The organism is Aliidongia dinghuensis (assembly GCF_014643535.1).
In the GTDB taxonomy this organism is placed as follows: Bacteria; Pseudomonadota; Alphaproteobacteria; order ATCC43930; family CGMCC-115725; genus Aliidongia; species Aliidongia dinghuensis.
Map to the genome: position 1 here is coordinate 170,730 of NZ_BMJQ01000011.1, position 13,961 is coordinate 184,690.

Genomic DNA, 13,961 nt, shown 5'->3' on the forward strand with positions numbered 1-13,961 from the left:
CCGATGCTGGCGAATCAGATGCCTGGCTTGAACTTCGCATTGGGGGAGACGGCGGAGGCGATCCGGGAGAGCGTTTCGAGCTTCTCGGCGGTGGAGATCGCGCCCCGGGCGGCGGAGATCGACCGGACGAACCAGTTCCCGATGGACCTGTGGCGCAAGTTCGGCGACCTGGGTGTGTTGGGCGTGACCGTGCCGGAGGAATACGGCGGCGCGGGCTTGGGCTATCTCGAGCATGTGGTCGCGATGGAGGAGATCAGCCGGGCGTCGGCCTCGGTCGGTCTCTCCTATGGCGCGCACTCGAACCTGTGTGTGAACCAGATCAAGCTCAATGGCACGGCGGCGCAGAAGCAGAAGTACCTGCCGAAGCTGGTGTCGGGCGAGCATGTCGGGGCGCTGGCCATGTCGGAGCCGGGCGCCGGCTCGGACGTGGTGTCGATGAAGTTGCGCGCGGACAAGCGCGGCGACCGCTATGTGCTGAACGGCACGAAGATGTGGATCACGAACGGCCCGGACGCCGACACGCTGGTGGTCTATGCCAAGACCGATCCTTCGGCGGGCCCCAAGGGCATGACGGCGTTCCTGGTCGAGAAGGGCTTCAAGGGGTTCTCGACGGCACAGAAGCTCGACAAGCTCGGCATGCGCGGCTCGAACACGTGCGAGCTGGTGTTCGCGGACTGCGAGGTGCCGGCAGAGAACGTGCTGGCTGAGGTCGGGCGCGGCGTCAATGTGCTGATGAGCGGGCTCGACTACGAGCGGGCGGTGCTGGCGGCGGGTCCGATCGGCATCATGCAGGCCTGCCTCGACGTGGTGGTGCCCTATGTCCATGAGCGGCGGCAGTTCGGCCAGGCGATCGGCGAGTTCCAGCTGATGCAGGGCAAGCTCGCCGACATGTATGTGACGCTCAATGCCGCCCGCGCCTACGTCTATGCGGTGGCCCAGGCGTGCGACCGGGGCGAGACGACGCGCAAGGACGCGGCCGGCGCCATCCTCTACGCGGCGGAGAAGGCGACCTGGATGGCCTTGGAGGCGATCCAGTGCCTGGGCGGCAACGGCTACATCAACGAATATGCGACCGGGCGCCTCTTGCGCGACGCCAAGCTGTACGAGATCGGCGCCGGCACGTCGGAGATCCGCCGCATGCTGATCGGCCGCGAGCTGTTCAAGGAAACGGCGTAACATCCGTCGCATCACAGACCCTCACCCTCCCGCTGTCGCGGGTCCCTCCCTCCCGCAAGCGGGAGAGGGTTGGGGTGAGGGTGCCAGATGCCGCGCTACACAATCGGGAAACCTCACGATGCATCTCTCCAGCGCCTTGGACGTCCGCTCCGACGGGTTCCGCGCCAACGAGGCGGCGATGCGCGCGCTCGTTCTGGACCTGCGCGACAAGGTCGACGCGATCCGCTTGGGCGGCGGCGAGGGCGCGCGCGCGAAGCATCTGGCGCGCGGCAAGCTCCTGCCGCGCGACCGCATCCGGGCACTGATCGACCCGGGCTCGCCGTTCCTCGAATTCTCGCAGCTCGCGGCCTACGACATGTACGGCGGCGACATCCCGTCGGCCGGGATCATCACCGGTATCGGCCGCGTCTCGGGCCGGGAATGCGTCATCGTCGCCAATGACGCGACGGTCAAGGGCGGCACCTACTTCCCGATGACGGTGAAGAAGCATCTCCGCGCCCAGGACATCGCGCGCGAGAATCATCTGCCGTGCATCTATCTGGTCGACTCGGGCGGCGCCAACCTGCCGAACCAGGACGAGGTGTTCCCCGACCGCGATCATTTCGGCCGGATCTTCTACAATCAGGCGCAGATGTCGGCGGCCGGCATCCCGCAGATTGCCGTCGTCATGGGCTCGTGCACCGCGGGCGGCGCCTATGTGCCGGCCATGTCCGACGAATCAATCATCGTCCGGAACCAGGGCACGATCTTCCTGGCCGGCCCGCCGCTCGTGAAGGCCGCGACCGGCGAGGTCGTCTCGGCCGAGGACCTGGGCGGCGCCGAGGTGCATAGCCGGATCTCCGGCGTCACCGACCATATGGCCGACAACGACTCCCATGCGCTGGGCCTGGCGCGTCGCATCGTCGGCAACTTGAACCGGGTGAAGCGGCCGGGTGTCGACCTCAGCGAGCCGGTCGAGCCGCGCTATGCGGCCGAGGAGATCTACGGCGTCGTGCCGGCCGATGCGCGCAAGCCCTATGACGTGCGCGAGATCATCGCGCGCATCGTCGACGGCAGCGAGTTCGACGAATTCAAGCAGCTCTACGGGCCGACGCTCGTCACCGGCTTCGCCCGCATCTGGGGCTACCCGGTCGGCATCGTCGCCAACAACGGCATCCTGTTCTCCGAAAGCGCGCAGAAGGGCGCCCATTTCATCGAGCTCTGCGCCCAGCGCGGCATTCCGCTCGTGTTCCTGCAGAACATCACCGGCTTCATGGTCGGCCGCAAATACGAGGCCGGCGGCATCGCCAAGGACGGCGCCAAGATGGTGACCGCTGTGGCGACGGCGAATGTGCCCAAGTTCACTGTCATCGTCGGCGGCAGCTTCGGTGCCGGCAATTACGGCATGTGCGGCCGGGCCTATGGCCCGCGCTTCCTCTGGATGTGGCCCAACGCGCGCATCAGCGTCATGGGCGGCGAGCAGGCGGCCTCGGTCCTGGCGCAGGTTCGGCGCGACGGCATCGAGGCCAAGGGCGGTAGGTGGCCCTTGGACGAGGAAGAGGCGTTCAAGACGCCGATCCGCGCCCAGTACGAGACGCAGGGCCATCCCTATTACGCGAGCGCCAGGCTCTGGGACGACGGCGTCATCGACCCGGCGGACACGCGGCTGGTGCTGGGCCTGGGGCTTTCCGCCTCGTTCAACGCGCCGATCGAACCGACCCGCTTCGGCCTGTTCCGGATGTGATGATCATGAGCGAAGCCCTCAACCACACCCTCGACGCGCGCGGCGTCGCGACCGTGACCTTGAACCGGCCCGAGCTGCACAACGCGTTCGACGACGCGCTGATTGCCCATCTGACGAGCGTGCTCGAGACCTACGGCGCCAACCCGACCGTCCGTGCGCTGGTGCTGACCGGTGCCGGCAAGAGCTTCTCGGCCGGCGCCGATCTCGGCTGGATGAAGCGCATGGCGGGATATTCCTATGAGGAGAACCTGGCCGACGCCGCCGGGCTCGCCCGGCTCATGCAAGTGCTCGACCGGCTGCCGAAGCCCGTGATCGGGCTCATCAATGGGGCGGCCTATGGCGGCGGCGTGGGCCTGGTTGCCTGCTGCGACATCGCGATCGCGGCCGACCGGGCGAGCTTCTGCCTGTCCGAGGTCAAGCTCGGCCTGTTGCCGGCGGCGATCAGCCCCTATGTTGTGGCCGCGATCGGCCAGCGCCAGGCCCGGCGCTATTTCCAGACGGCCGAGGTGATCTCGGCCGAGGAAGCGCGCCGCATCGGCCTCGTGCACGAAGTCGTGCCGCTGCACGAGCTCGAGGCGGCGCGTGACAAGGTCCTGGCCGCGATCTTCCTGGGCGCGCCCGGCGCCCAGGCCGATGCCAAGGACCTCGTGTTCACGGTCGACCGGCCGCTGACCGGCGAGGTCATTGCCGAGACCGGCCGGCGCATCGCACTCCGGCGAGCGTCCGACGAGGGGCGGGAAGGCGTCGGCGCCTTCCTTGCCAAACGCGATCCCGCCTGGCGGCGCTCGGAGTAGACCCGATGTTCTCGAAGATCCTGATCGCCAACCGCGGCGAGATCGCCTGCCGGGTCATCAAGACGGCGAAGCGGCTCGGCATCCGCACGGTCGCGGTCTATTCCGACGCCGATGTGAACGCCCGCCACGTGGCGCTCGCCGACGAGGCCTATCCGATCGGCCCCGCGCCGGCGCGCGAATCCTATCTGGTGGTCGAGAAGATCCTGGAAGCCGCGAAGCGGTCCGGCGCCCAGGCGATCCATCCAGGTTATGGGTTCTTGAGCGAAAACGCCGGCTTCGCCGAAGCCTGTGCCAAGGCCGGCATCACCTTCATCGGCCCGCCGCCGGACGCGATCCGCGCCATGGGCTCGAAGTCGGCGGCGAAGGCGCTCATGGAGAAGTCCGGCGTGCCGCTGGTGCCGGGTTATCACGGCGCCGACCAGGATCTGAAGCTCTTGACGTCCGAAGCCGCGCGCATCGGCTATCCGGTGCTGATCAAGGCGTCGGCCGGCGGCGGCGGCAAGGGCATGCGCGTGGTCGAGAAGCCGGAAGATCTCGAAGCGGCGATCGCGTCCGCCAAGCGCGAGGCCGCGGCCTCGTTCGGCGACGACCAGGTGCTGATCGAGAAGTATCTCGGCCGGCCGCGCCATATCGAGATCCAGGTATTCGCCGACACGCAGGGCAACACGGTCTCGCTGTTCGAGCGCGACTGCTCGATCCAGCGCCGGCACCAGAAGGTGGTGGAAGAAGCGCCGGCGCCCGGCATGGACCCGGAACGCCGCCGCAGCATGGGCGAGGCGGCCTGCGCCGCGGCGCGCGCCATCGGCTATGTCGGCGCCGGCACGGTCGAGTTCATCGCCGAGGGCGACGCGTTCTATTTCATGGAAATGAACACGCGCCTGCAGGTCGAGCATCCGGTGACGGAGGCGATTACCGGCCAGGACCTGGTCGAGTGGCAGCTGTGCGTTGCCGCCGGCGAGCCGCTGCCGCTCAAGCAGGATGAACTCGCGATCAACGGCCATGCGATCGAGGTGCGCGTCTATGCCGAGGATCCGAGCCGTGACTTCCTGCCGTCGATCGGCATGCTCGCCCATCTGAAGCCGCCGGCCGAGGGGCCGCATGTGCGCGTCGACACCGGCGTGCGCGCCGGCGACACGATCTCGATCCACTACGACCCGATGATCGCGAAGCTCATCGTCTGGGACCGCGACCGCGCATCGGCGGCGCAGCGCCTGTCCGAGGCGCTGGCCGAGTACGAGGTGGTCGGCGTCACGACCAACTTGGGCTTCCTGAAGACCCTCGCCGACCATCCGGCGTTCCGTGCCGCCGAGCTCGACACCGGCTTCATCGGCCGGCACGGCCAGGACCTGTTCCCGGCCGCCGGCCCGGCGCCGCGCCTGGCGTTGGCGGCGGCGGCCCTCCGCCTGCTGATCGACCGGCAGCGCGCGGTGACGGAAGCGGCGGCACTCTCGGCCGACCCGCACTCGCCCTGGAACCTGGCCCATGCCTGGCGCATGAACGGTGACGGCTACCAGGACATGATCCTGATGGATGGCGAGACGCCGGTTGCCGTGCGCGCTCATCCCCGGCGCGACGGTTTCGGGCTCGATCTGCCGGGCGGCTCGGCCGAGGTCGCCGGCAGCGAGGACGCGGACGGCGCGCTGGTGCTCCGGCTCGACGGCGTCAAGCAGCGCGTGCCGGTCGTGCGTGTCGGCGACGAATTCACGGTCATGCTGGCGGGTGCTGCCCATCGCTTGACTGCGATCGACCCGCTCCGCCCGGCGCGCAGCGAGGCGGCGGGCGTCGGTCGGCTGACGGCGCCGATGCCAGGCAAGATCACCCAGGTGCTGGTCGCGGCCGGCGAGGCGGTGAAGCGCGGCACGCCGCTGCTCGTGGTCGAGGCCATGAAGATGGAGCACACGATCACGGCGCCGATGGACGGCACGATCGGCCGCGTGCGCTACGCCGTCGGCGACCTGGTCGAGGACGGCGCCGAGCTGATCGCGTTCGCGGAAGTGTAAGACACCAAATTCCGTCGTTCCCGCGAAGGTGGGAATCCAGGGTTGCCGTGCGACCTGTCGCTTGCCCTGGGTCCCCGCCTGCGCGGGGACGACGGTCTAAAAATCAAAGCAGGGAGGCCTTCATGCAGCAGGCGAGCTACGTCAGCGGGACGAGCACGGTTCCGCTCATCGGGGAGACGATCGGCCGGCATTTCGACCGGGCCGTCGCGCGCTGGGGTGCGCTTGACGGCCTGATCGTGCGGCACCAGGGCGTGCGCTGGACCTATCGCGAACTCGCCGAGCGAGTGGACGCCCTCGCGGCCGGCCTGCTGACCCTCGGGCTTGAACCCGGCGACCGCATCGGCATCTGGTCGCCCAACAATGCCGAATGGGTCCAGCTGCAGTTCGCGAGTGCCAAGGCCGGACTGATCCTGGTCACCATCAACCCGGCCTATCGCCTGGCCGAGCTCGAGCATGCGCTGACGCTCTCTGGCTGCAAGGCGCTGGTGACGGCGAGCCGGTTCAAGAGCAGCGACTATCTCGCCATGCTGCGCGATCTGGCACCGGAACTGGCGACGGCCAAACCCAACGAGCTCCAGGCGAAGAGCCTGCCGGACCTGCGCGCGGTCATCCACCTCGACCCGGCCGAGCAGCCGGGCATGCTGAAATTCGCCACGGTCGCGGCCCTGGGCGGCCCGGCCGAACGGGCCCGGCTCGACGAACTCGCCGATCGGCTGCAGTTCGACGATCCGGTCAATATCCAGTTCACCAGCGGTACCACCGGCCTGCCCAAGGGCGCGACGCTGACCCACCACAACATCCTCAACAACGGCTTCTTCGTGGCCGAGGCGATGGGGCTCCGCGAGGGCGACCGGCTCTGCATCCCGGTGCCGCTCTACCATTGCTTCGGCATGGTCATGTCGGTGCTGTCCTCGATGACCCATGGCGCCGCCATGGTGTTCCCGGGCGAGGGCTTCGATCCCTTGGCCGTGCTGGACGCGATCCAGGCCGAGCGCTGCACGCTCGTCCATGGTGTGCCGACCATGTTCATCGCCGAGATGCAGCATCCCGACTTCGCCAAGTTCGACCTTTCGAGCCTGCGCGCCGGCATCATGGCCGGCTCACCCTGTCCGATCGAGGTGATGCGCCGGGTGATGGACCAGATGCATCTCCGCGAGGTCACCATCGCCTATGGCATGACCGAGACCAGCCCGGTGAGCTTCCAGAGCGCCATCGACGACCCGATCGAGCGCCGGGTCTCGACGGTCGGCCGCATCCATCCGCATCTCGAGGTCAAGATCGTCGACGGCGAGGGCCGGGTCGTGCCGCGCGGGCAATCGGGCGAGATCCTGACCCGCGGCTATTCGGTGATGCGCGGCTATTGGAACGACCCCGCGCGCACGGCCGAGGCGATCGACGCGGCCGGCTGGATGCACACCGGCGACCTCGGCGTCATCGACGACGAGGGCTATTGCAACATCGTCGGCCGTATCAAGGATCTGGTCATTCGCGGCGGCGAGAACATATATCCTCGCGAGATCGAGGAGTTCCTGTTCCGCCATCCCAAGATCGAGGCCGCCCAAGTGTTCGGCGTGCCCGACGACAGGTTCGGCGAGGAGCTCTGCGTCTGGATCAAGTTGCGCGCGGGCGAGAGCCTGGACGCGGAGGGTGTCAAAGCCTTCTGCCAGGGCCAGATCGCGCATTACAAGATCCCACGCTATGTCTATTTCGTCGAGGAATTCCCCATGACCGTGACCGGCAAGATCCAGAAATTCGTCATGCGCGAGCAGGTGATGAAGGAACTGGGCCTGGTCCAGCAGAAGTCAGCCTGACAGAGGACGATTCGAGATGGCGCTGCCCACATCCGTCCGCATCGTCGAGGTCGGCCCGCGCGATGGGCTGCAGAACGAAGCGACCGTCGTCCCGCTTGCCACCAAGGTGGCGCTCATCGAGGCCTTGGCCGACGCGGGCTTGAAGACCGTCGAATCCGGCAGCTTCGTCTCGCCGAAATGGGTGCCGCAGATGGCCGACACGGCGGAGGTGCTGGCGGCGGTTAAGCGCTGGCCCGGCGTCGCCTATCCGGTGCTGGTGCCGAACCTCAAAGGGCTGGAGGCCGCCCGCGCGGCCAAGGTCGACGAGATCGCCGTGTTCGGTGCCGCGTCCGAGAGCTTCAGCCAGAAGAACATCAACTGCTCGATCGCAGAGAGTCTGGAACGCTTCAAGCCGGTGGTGGATGCCGCACTCGCCGACGGCCTCCGCGTGCGCGGTTACGTTTCCTGCGTGCTTGGCTGCCCCTACGAGGGCGATGTGGCGCCGGCCGCGGTCGCCCGCGTATCGAAGGCGCTCTTCGACATGGGCTGCTACGAGATCTCGCTCGGCGACACGATCGGCGTCGGCACGCCCTTGAAGGCCCGGGCGATGCTCGAGGCGGTCGCGGCCGTCGTGCCGATCGAGCGGCTCGCGGTGCATTTCCACGACACCTGGGGCCAGGCGCTCGCCAATATCCTCGCCTGCCTGGAACTGGGCGTGGCGGTGGTCGACAGTGCGGTTGCGGGCCTCGGTGGCTGCCCCTATGCCAAGGGGGCGACCGGCAATGTCGCGACCGAGGATGTCGTCTATATGCTGGACGGCATGGGCATTGCGACCGGTGTCGATCTCCTGAAGCTCGCCGCCGCCGGCCGCTTGATCACGGCCGCGATCGGCAAGGCGCCCGCCTCCAAGGTGGCGCAGGTGCTGGCGAAGCGCGAGGCCGCCTGACCCCATGGCGCTTCACCTCATCAAGATGTGCGTCGGCTGCGATTCGATCGAGGACCTGGCCGAATGGCAGGCGAACCGGCTGTTGCGCGGCGAGCAGCTCATCCACCGCACGCGCAATTTCCCGAAGCGGGCGGAGGAGATCCTGGCCGGCGGGTCCTTGTACTGGATCATCAAGGGCCAGGTCCGCGTGCGCCAGCGCATCACGGCGCTCGAAGCGGTGACCGACGGCGAGGGCGGTCGCTTCTGCGCGATCCATCTCGACCGGGAGCTGGTCAAGACCATCCACAAGCCGTCGCGCCCGATGCAGGGCTGGCGCTACCTCACGGCCGAGGAGGCACCCCTCGACCGCGATCCGAAGCACAAGGACGAGACCGACGAGATGCCGGAAAGCATGCGCAAGGAGCTGAGGTCGCTGGGGCTGATGTGAGGCGGATTGTTGCAGTAGACGCTCCTAAGGATTGTCTCCTGCTTGGCGAAAGAGGCTTTTCCTAGCCGAAATCCACTTTACATTCAGCCAGCGGCACGGAGCGGCCATCAGAAATAACAAGCCGGTCGCCCTCTATCCGGGCGAGCAGGAGGCCCAGGGCTTCTGTGCTTTCTCTCATTTGCAGGCGCCAGTCTTCCATGTCGCCTCTATACGAGAGGCCGTGGAACAAGGTTCCATCTGGTATGGTGATTCGGCAGGCTTGCGATATGATTCCACCGTGTTCTTGAACGGGGCGGCTCATGTTTTGCCCAAGCGTAAGGAATTGTTTTCTGAAGCTTCCTTTTCCGTTGTCCGAAAAGTAAACATATTCTATGCCTTTTACGTCTACAGTTCCCGGTATCACTCTGTTTTTCTCTATTTTTGCTCTTAGAATTCTTTCCATCTCACTCACGGCAAGTCCCTCCTATTTTGTTTTTGTTATGATGAATTTAAAGTTTTTAATGCCGGCGGCTTTAAATTGTTGTGTGTAGTATTCCGCGAATTCCTCGATGTTTGTCGGCATTAGGCAGCAAACTCACCAAGGCGAAATGCCTGGGTCAGCTTTCCGTCCCATGGCGCGGGGCTGATCGATGAGTGCGGCCTTCCTCGTCGTTCTCGCAGCCCTATTCGGCGCTGTTCCCGCCAGTCTTGGCTGTCAAGATGACGTCTTTCTTCGGAATTATTCCGTCGGTCCTTTTGATTGCCCAACCAACACCGTCGATTTTCATATCGCTTTGAGTTTTTTCGCGAGAGAAAAACAGAATTTCGTCCGCCCTTGCCCTCCAAATGGGAAGGCGTAATCAATACATCCGACGAGGTGCGCCTTTATATACTCATCCCAATCCAAGTTACCGCTAGGCTTCGCACCACTGCGGAAAAATACAAATTCCCTATATTCCTCTAAAATGCCGCCTGGAAATATAGAGAATCCATTATTATTTCTTCCGGTATATTTACTAAGGTCGTTAACCATCTCGTTGTGCGTTTTGTCAATCAATCCAATTTCATCGTTGATGATTTTCATTTTAAAGAAAATTCCTGTTGCCGGCGTTTTTCCGTGATTCTTGAAAATCAAATTAACGCTGGCAATAAGGGCGCCATTAGCATCAACGCGGAAGTCGTCAGCGGGTGTCAGTTCAATAGAGATCCAAGGCCGGTTTTCGGCCGAAAAAATATCTCGCGCCAGTATATTGGCTTCCAGAGCCGCATCGGCTGTCTTGGCAGTCTCATCGATGCTTCTCGTGAGGAGTCTGGATTGCTCAGTGGCGGCAGCACGGAGCGCACCCGTTTCAACGAACAGGCCGTGGGTTCTCCAGGCAAGAATTCCGGTAAAAATCATAATGGCGACATCGGTCGACTTGGCGTCGAGGATCCACGCCAAAAAAACGTCAATGGCGTTTCGATCTTTACTTTGTTCGGCGCTGGAGGATTTCTGACCTGCTTCGGCACTAGATGCAGCAGTCCTCGCTGGCAGCACCGGCTCGGACTTTTCTTCTGCGTTATTGGACCCTTTCTGTTGCTGCTTAGCTTGGGGGCCATCCGTGCAAACAACAGTTCGGGGCATCCCCGAATAGGCGCCGAAAGTCGCTACTAAGACGAGCGCTAGCATAAAGACTGCGGAAAGAAGGTACTTCTCGGTTTCTAGCTGCATGGTACCGGCAGCATGCCGCAACCACGGCGTGCAGTCTAGGGATGACGGCCAACTCCCATCGAGACGGATACCGACCATGTTTGGTAACAAGCTTCCCGTCGTTGTCCCGGAGCCAGCAATAGACCGAGTTCCGGATGCGGTCGCGATCTTCGACGCTGAGGTCGATTAGGCCACGTTCCTCGGCCACTATGTCGGTGATCTCCGCCACCATGAGCGGACGCGATGCCCGGCGTAGGACATCAAGCGCGTGCCGTGATAGGTGTGCGCGCTTCTTCACGACCATGTTGGGCTTATGTCGACGCAGGTAGACGACCTGGCGGGTGTCGTAATCCGGCTCCACGAGCTTAATGACCGATTCCACGAGCCGCATGTTCTCGCGGACGCGCTGCGCTTCCTCTTCCTTTTGGCCGAGTTCACGGCCCAGCTCGGCGTGCAAGCGATCGAGACCGGCCACGTAAGCGGACGAAATCGGGCCGGCTTGCGGCTACGAGTGGCATAATCCTTCCCCCCATGGGCCCGAGCGAGCCCATGGGTTCTCACGAGGGGAGGGCTGTCATGTCCGCGTACTTCCTGCTGGGCAACTTCACCGACCAGGGCATCCGGACCATCAAGGACATCTCGCGCCGCCGGGCTGCTGCGCGGGACTTGGCGAGGACGCTCGGCGTCGAGATCAAGGCCGGCTTCATGGCGCTCGGCGCCTACGACCTCATCATCCAGTGCGAGGCCGCGAGCGACGAGGCGATGGCGGCGTTCGTGCTGTCGCTCGGGACCAAGGGCAACGTCCGGACGCAGACGATCAAGGTCTTCAGCGAGGCGGATGCCGACAAGATCGCCTCGACGCTGGTGTGATCCCTGCCAGATCGATATGGCGACCCCTGGGCCCCGGATCCGCGGGGCCCTTTTTCAGGTGGCCTTCGGGCGTCTTGTCGGTCGCTGGCCCCACTGCCTTGTCCCGCTGGCTTTGTAAAGCCGCCATGTGGCGACGCACCCTCGACAGCGCACGATTGCTAATGCCATATTCCGCCGGCTTTCCCGGGACCTGGCCGGGGGCCCTGGTGCAACGGCATCGGGGCCACTATCTCCTTCGGTGTCCGGTCCTCGGACATCCCGACGCTTTCGATCGAGTGTGACGGCATGACGACTCTGGGAACTTTGCTCTTCACCTGGCTGCGCGGCGAGCAGGTCGGCACGGATGCGGCCGGCAACAAGTACTACCGCGAGAAGGGCGGCCGGAAGATCGTGAAGGGCGGCGGCATGGAGAGCCGTGAGCGGCGCTGGGTCGTCTACCACGGCATCGTCGAGGCCTCCAAGGTGCCGCCGGAATGGCACGGCTGGCTGCATCACACGACCGACGAGCGGCCGCCGGCCGATCTCGAGAAGCGCCCGTGGCAGAAGGAGCATCTGCCGAACCTGACCGGCACGACGCTTGCCTACCATCCGCCGGGCTCCGTCGTGCGGGGCGGCCACCGCGCCCGGGCGACCGGCGATTACGAAGCCTGGACGCCCAACTGAGCACGATCATTACGAGGCGGCTGGACGCATGAATCGGAATCTTCTCGAGACGGTACTGGGCGCGGTCGTCATCGTCGTCGCCGTCATCTTCCTGGTCTTCGCATACCACTCCGCGGAAATCCGTTCGGTCGCAGGCTATCCGGTGACCGCCAAGTTCGACCATATCGACGGCGTGCGCGAAGGGGCGGACGTGCGGATCAGCGGCATCAAGGTCGGCTCGATCGTCGGCACCAGCCTCGATCCCAAGACCTTCCAGGCCGTGGTCAAGCTCACGATCGACAATTCGATCAAGCTGCCGACCGACACGATCGCGACCATCACCCAGAACGGCCTATTGGGCGACCAGTACATGTCGCTGGTTCCAGGCGCCAGCGACAAGCAGCTCGCCGCCGGCGGCGAGCTCTACAACACCCAGTCGGCACCGAACCTCATGTCGCTGTTCGGCCAGGCCGTGTTCAGCATGACCAGCGGCAACAAGCCGGCCGACGGTGCGTCCCAGAGCGCATCGCCGTCCGATCTGGGCCCGAAGGTCGACGGCGGCCAGACCCCGCCCAAGTGACCCGGTCGACCTAATGGGGCGTCTGCCGCTGGAGCCTGCGAGGTGTTGAGATGACCGATCCTGCCGCCATCCGCTGGCTGACCCCGACCGGCGAGCCCGTCTCGTGCGTGGAGAAGCTCAAGGTGCTGACCGAGAACCTGGTCGAGCTCAAGCAGATGGCGCAGGACGCGCTGGAGGACGCCATCCTGATGGGCTGCGACGAGGCGCAGGTGCGTCGCGTGCTGGCCGATCTCATGGCGGGACTCGAGAATCCCTATGCGAAGCATTGAGATGCGCCGCCCTGTGCTTGCTGCTCGGGCGTTTGCTGCCCTGGCGCTTGCGGCGCTTGCCGGTCACGGGCTCAGCGGCCGGGCCGTTGCTGCGGATACGGTCGCTGCGGACACGGGTACCGTCGCGGTGCTGCAGGGGCTCGACAAGACCACGGCGCGCGTCACCAAGTTCGAGGCGCCGGTCGGCCAGCCGGTGAGTTTCGGCACGCTCAGGATCACGGTGCGCGACTGCCGCAAGCGGCCGCCGGAGGAGGAGCCGGAGAGTGCCGCCTATCTCGACATCGACGAGGTGCTGCAGGACAAGACGGCGCCGAAGCACCTGTTCAGCGGTTGGATGTTCGCCTCGTCGCCGGCGCTGAACAGCCTCGAGGACCCGGTCTATGACGTGTGGGTGCTCGACTGCAAGACGAACGCGACCGGGTCGTCGCAGGACAAGCCCGGCTGAAACTGCGCGCGGAGGCCGAGTGCCCAGGCCAGCCGTCGCTGATATTCCGTCCGCGGGATTTCGATCACGCCGAACCGTTCCAGGTGCGGCGTCGTGAATTGCGTGTCGAGCAGGCCGAAGCCGCCCTCGATCAGGCGGGCGACCAGGTGGACGAGGGCGACCTTGCTCGCGTCCGTCCGGCGGTTGAACATGCTTTCGCCGAAGAAGGCACCGCCCAGCGCCACACCATAGAGGCCGCCGACGAGTTCGCCGTCGATCCAGGCCTCGACCGAATGGGCCCGGCCACGCCGATGGAGCGCCACATAGAGCTGCAGGATCTCCTCGTTGATCCAGGTGTCCGGCCGGCCGGGCGTCGGCTCGGCACAGCCGCGCACGACCGCCTCGAACGCCGTGTCGCAGCGCACCTCGAACGGGCCGTGGCGCACCGTGCGCCGGAGCTTGTGCGGCACATGGCAGCCGTCGAGCGGCAGGATGCCGCGCTCCTCCGGATCGACCCAAAAGATCTCCGGATCGTCGGCCGATTCCGCCATCGGGAAAATACCGGCGGCATAGGCGCGGAGCAGGAGATCGGGGGTGAGCTTCATGGGCTGGCCGATCTCCTTTCCCTAGGCCTCGAGCGGTTGACGCACC

Annotated in this window: 15 protein-coding genes; 12 read left to right on the forward strand and 3 right to left on the reverse strand. The window is 65.3% G+C overall.

From position 1 onward, the window contains the following. Positions 1–3: 3 nt before the first annotated feature. The 7 genes from IEY58_RS21050 to IEY58_RS21080 all read left to right on the forward strand — a co-directional run bounded on the left by IEY58_RS21050 (position 4) and on the right by IEY58_RS21080 (position 8,856). Positions 4–1,176 (forward strand): isovaleryl-CoA dehydrogenase, encoded by a 1,173-nt coding sequence (locus IEY58_RS21050; RefSeq protein WP_189049422.1) that lies wholly within the window; start codon positions 4–6, stop codon positions 1,174–1,176. A gap of 118 nt (positions 1,177–1,294) precedes the next feature. Beyond that, positions 1,295–2,899, forward strand: a complete 1,605-nt coding sequence (locus tag IEY58_RS21055; RefSeq protein WP_189049424.1) for a carboxyl transferase domain-containing protein — start codon at positions 1,295–1,297, stop codon at positions 2,897–2,899. Between the two features lie 5 nt (positions 2,900–2,904). After that, positions 2,905–3,693, forward strand: coding sequence for an enoyl-CoA hydratase/isomerase family protein (locus IEY58_RS21060; protein WP_189049426.1), 789 nt, complete (start codon positions 2,905–2,907; stop codon positions 3,691–3,693). A gap of 5 nt (positions 3,694–3,698) precedes the next feature. After that, positions 3,699–5,693 carry an acetyl-CoA carboxylase biotin carboxylase subunit gene (locus tag IEY58_RS21065; RefSeq protein WP_189049428.1) on the forward strand — a complete coding sequence of 665 codons (1,995 nt, stop codon included), beginning with the start codon at positions 3,699–3,701 and terminating at the stop codon, positions 5,691–5,693. Positions 5,694–5,815: 122 nt separating this feature from the next. Continuing rightward, entirely contained in the window at positions 5,816–7,504 is a 1,689-nt protein-coding gene (locus IEY58_RS21070) for an AMP-binding protein (protein ID WP_189049430.1), read from the forward strand. A 16-nt stretch (positions 7,505–7,520) separates the two neighbouring features. Then, positions 7,521–8,429: a hydroxymethylglutaryl-CoA lyase gene (locus IEY58_RS21075; RefSeq protein WP_189049432.1), complete on the forward strand. Its 909-nt coding sequence runs from the start codon at positions 7,521–7,523 to the stop codon at positions 8,427–8,429. Between the two features lie 4 nt (positions 8,430–8,433). Then, positions 8,434–8,856: a DUF1489 family protein gene (locus tag IEY58_RS21080; protein WP_189049434.1), complete on the forward strand. Its 423-nt coding sequence runs from the start codon at positions 8,434–8,436 to the stop codon at positions 8,854–8,856. Between the two features lie 61 nt (positions 8,857–8,917). Here IEY58_RS21080 and IEY58_RS21085 read toward each other — a convergent pair whose 3' ends face one another. Both IEY58_RS21085 and IEY58_RS21090 read right to left on the reverse strand, forming a co-directional pair. Next, complete coding sequence (locus IEY58_RS21085) at positions 8,918–9,307, reverse strand: hypothetical protein (protein WP_229743851.1); 390 nt, start codon at positions 9,305–9,307, stop codon at positions 8,918–8,920. 312 nt (positions 9,308–9,619) lie between these two features. After that, positions 9,620–10,624 (reverse strand): hypothetical protein, encoded by a 1,005-nt coding sequence (locus tag IEY58_RS21090; RefSeq protein WP_189049436.1) that lies wholly within the window; start codon positions 10,622–10,624, stop codon positions 9,620–9,622. Positions 10,625–11,101: 477 nt separating this feature from the next. Between IEY58_RS21090 and IEY58_RS21095 the strand changes: the two genes are divergently transcribed. The 5 genes from IEY58_RS21095 (at position 11,102) to IEY58_RS21115 (ending at position 13,331) form a co-directional block, all read left to right on the forward strand. Then, a complete protein-coding gene (locus tag IEY58_RS21095) occupies positions 11,102–11,395 on the forward strand; it encodes a GYD domain-containing protein (RefSeq protein ID WP_189049437.1) in 294 nt (97 codons plus the stop codon). Positions 11,396–11,680: 285 nt separating this feature from the next. Next, on the forward strand, positions 11,681–12,058 hold the full coding sequence (locus IEY58_RS21100; RefSeq protein ID WP_189049439.1) for an NADH:ubiquinone oxidoreductase subunit NDUFA12: 378 nt from the start codon (positions 11,681–11,683) through the stop codon (positions 12,056–12,058). Between the two features lie 28 nt (positions 12,059–12,086). Then, the gene (gene mlaD, locus IEY58_RS21105; RefSeq protein WP_189049441.1) at positions 12,087–12,617 is read left to right on the forward strand and encodes an outer membrane lipid asymmetry maintenance protein MlaD; all 531 of its coding nucleotides are present in this window, start codon (positions 12,087–12,089) and stop codon (positions 12,615–12,617) included. A gap of 50 nt (positions 12,618–12,667) precedes the next feature. Next, positions 12,668–12,886, forward strand: a complete 219-nt coding sequence (locus IEY58_RS21110; RefSeq protein ID WP_189049443.1) for a hypothetical protein — start codon at positions 12,668–12,670, stop codon at positions 12,884–12,886. Between the two features lies 1 nt (position 12,887). Then, positions 12,888–13,331, forward strand: a complete 444-nt coding sequence (locus IEY58_RS21115) for a DUF2155 domain-containing protein (protein WP_189049445.1) — start codon at positions 12,888–12,890, stop codon at positions 13,329–13,331. On the opposite strand, the gene aat is transcribed toward IEY58_RS21115, so the two are convergent. Further along, positions 13,265–13,915, reverse strand: a complete 651-nt coding sequence (gene aat, locus IEY58_RS21120; RefSeq protein ID WP_189049447.1) for a leucyl/phenylalanyl-tRNA--protein transferase — start codon at positions 13,913–13,915, stop codon at positions 13,265–13,267. The two genes, IEY58_RS21115 and aat, sit on opposite strands and share 67 nt — an antisense overlap. Positions 13,916–13,961 lie beyond the last annotated feature (46 nt).

What these genes read in the sequence shown, in the direction of transcription:
- IEY58_RS21050 (WP_189049422.1), top strand. Translation starts at nt 4, where the DNA reads ATGCTGGCGAATCAGATGCCTGGCTTGAACTTCGCATTGGGGGAGACG.
- IEY58_RS21055 (WP_189049424.1), top strand. Translation starts at nt 1,295, where the DNA reads ATGCATCTCTCCAGCGCCTTGGACGTCCGCTCCGACGGGTTCCGCGCC.
- IEY58_RS21060 (WP_189049426.1), top strand. Translation starts at nt 2,905, where the DNA reads ATGAGCGAAGCCCTCAACCACACCCTCGACGCGCGCGGCGTCGCGACC.
- IEY58_RS21065 (WP_189049428.1), top strand. Translation starts at nt 3,699, where the DNA reads ATGTTCTCGAAGATCCTGATCGCCAACCGCGGCGAGATCGCCTGCCGG.
- IEY58_RS21070 (WP_189049430.1), top strand. Translation starts at nt 5,816, where the DNA reads ATGCAGCAGGCGAGCTACGTCAGCGGGACGAGCACGGTTCCGCTCATC.
- IEY58_RS21075 (WP_189049432.1), top strand. Translation starts at nt 7,521, where the DNA reads ATGGCGCTGCCCACATCCGTCCGCATCGTCGAGGTCGGCCCGCGCGAT.
- IEY58_RS21080 (WP_189049434.1), top strand. Translation starts at nt 8,434, where the DNA reads ATGGCGCTTCACCTCATCAAGATGTGCGTCGGCTGCGATTCGATCGAG.
- IEY58_RS21090 (WP_189049436.1), bottom strand. Translation starts at nt 10,624, where the DNA reads ATGGTCGGTATCCGTCTCGATGGGAGTTGGCCGTCATCCCTAGACTGC.
- IEY58_RS21095 (WP_189049437.1), top strand. Translation starts at nt 11,102, where the DNA reads ATGTCCGCGTACTTCCTGCTGGGCAACTTCACCGACCAGGGCATCCGG.
- IEY58_RS21100 (WP_189049439.1), top strand. Translation starts at nt 11,681, where the DNA reads ATGACGACTCTGGGAACTTTGCTCTTCACCTGGCTGCGCGGCGAGCAG.
- mlaD (WP_189049441.1), top strand. Translation starts at nt 12,087, where the DNA reads ATGAATCGGAATCTTCTCGAGACGGTACTGGGCGCGGTCGTCATCGTC.
- IEY58_RS21110 (WP_189049443.1), top strand. Translation starts at nt 12,668, where the DNA reads ATGACCGATCCTGCCGCCATCCGCTGGCTGACCCCGACCGGCGAGCCC.
- IEY58_RS21115 (WP_189049445.1), top strand. Translation starts at nt 12,888, where the DNA reads ATGCGCCGCCCTGTGCTTGCTGCTCGGGCGTTTGCTGCCCTGGCGCTT.
- aat (WP_189049447.1), bottom strand. Translation starts at nt 13,915, where the DNA reads ATGAAGCTCACCCCCGATCTCCTGCTCCGCGCCTATGCCGCCGGTATT.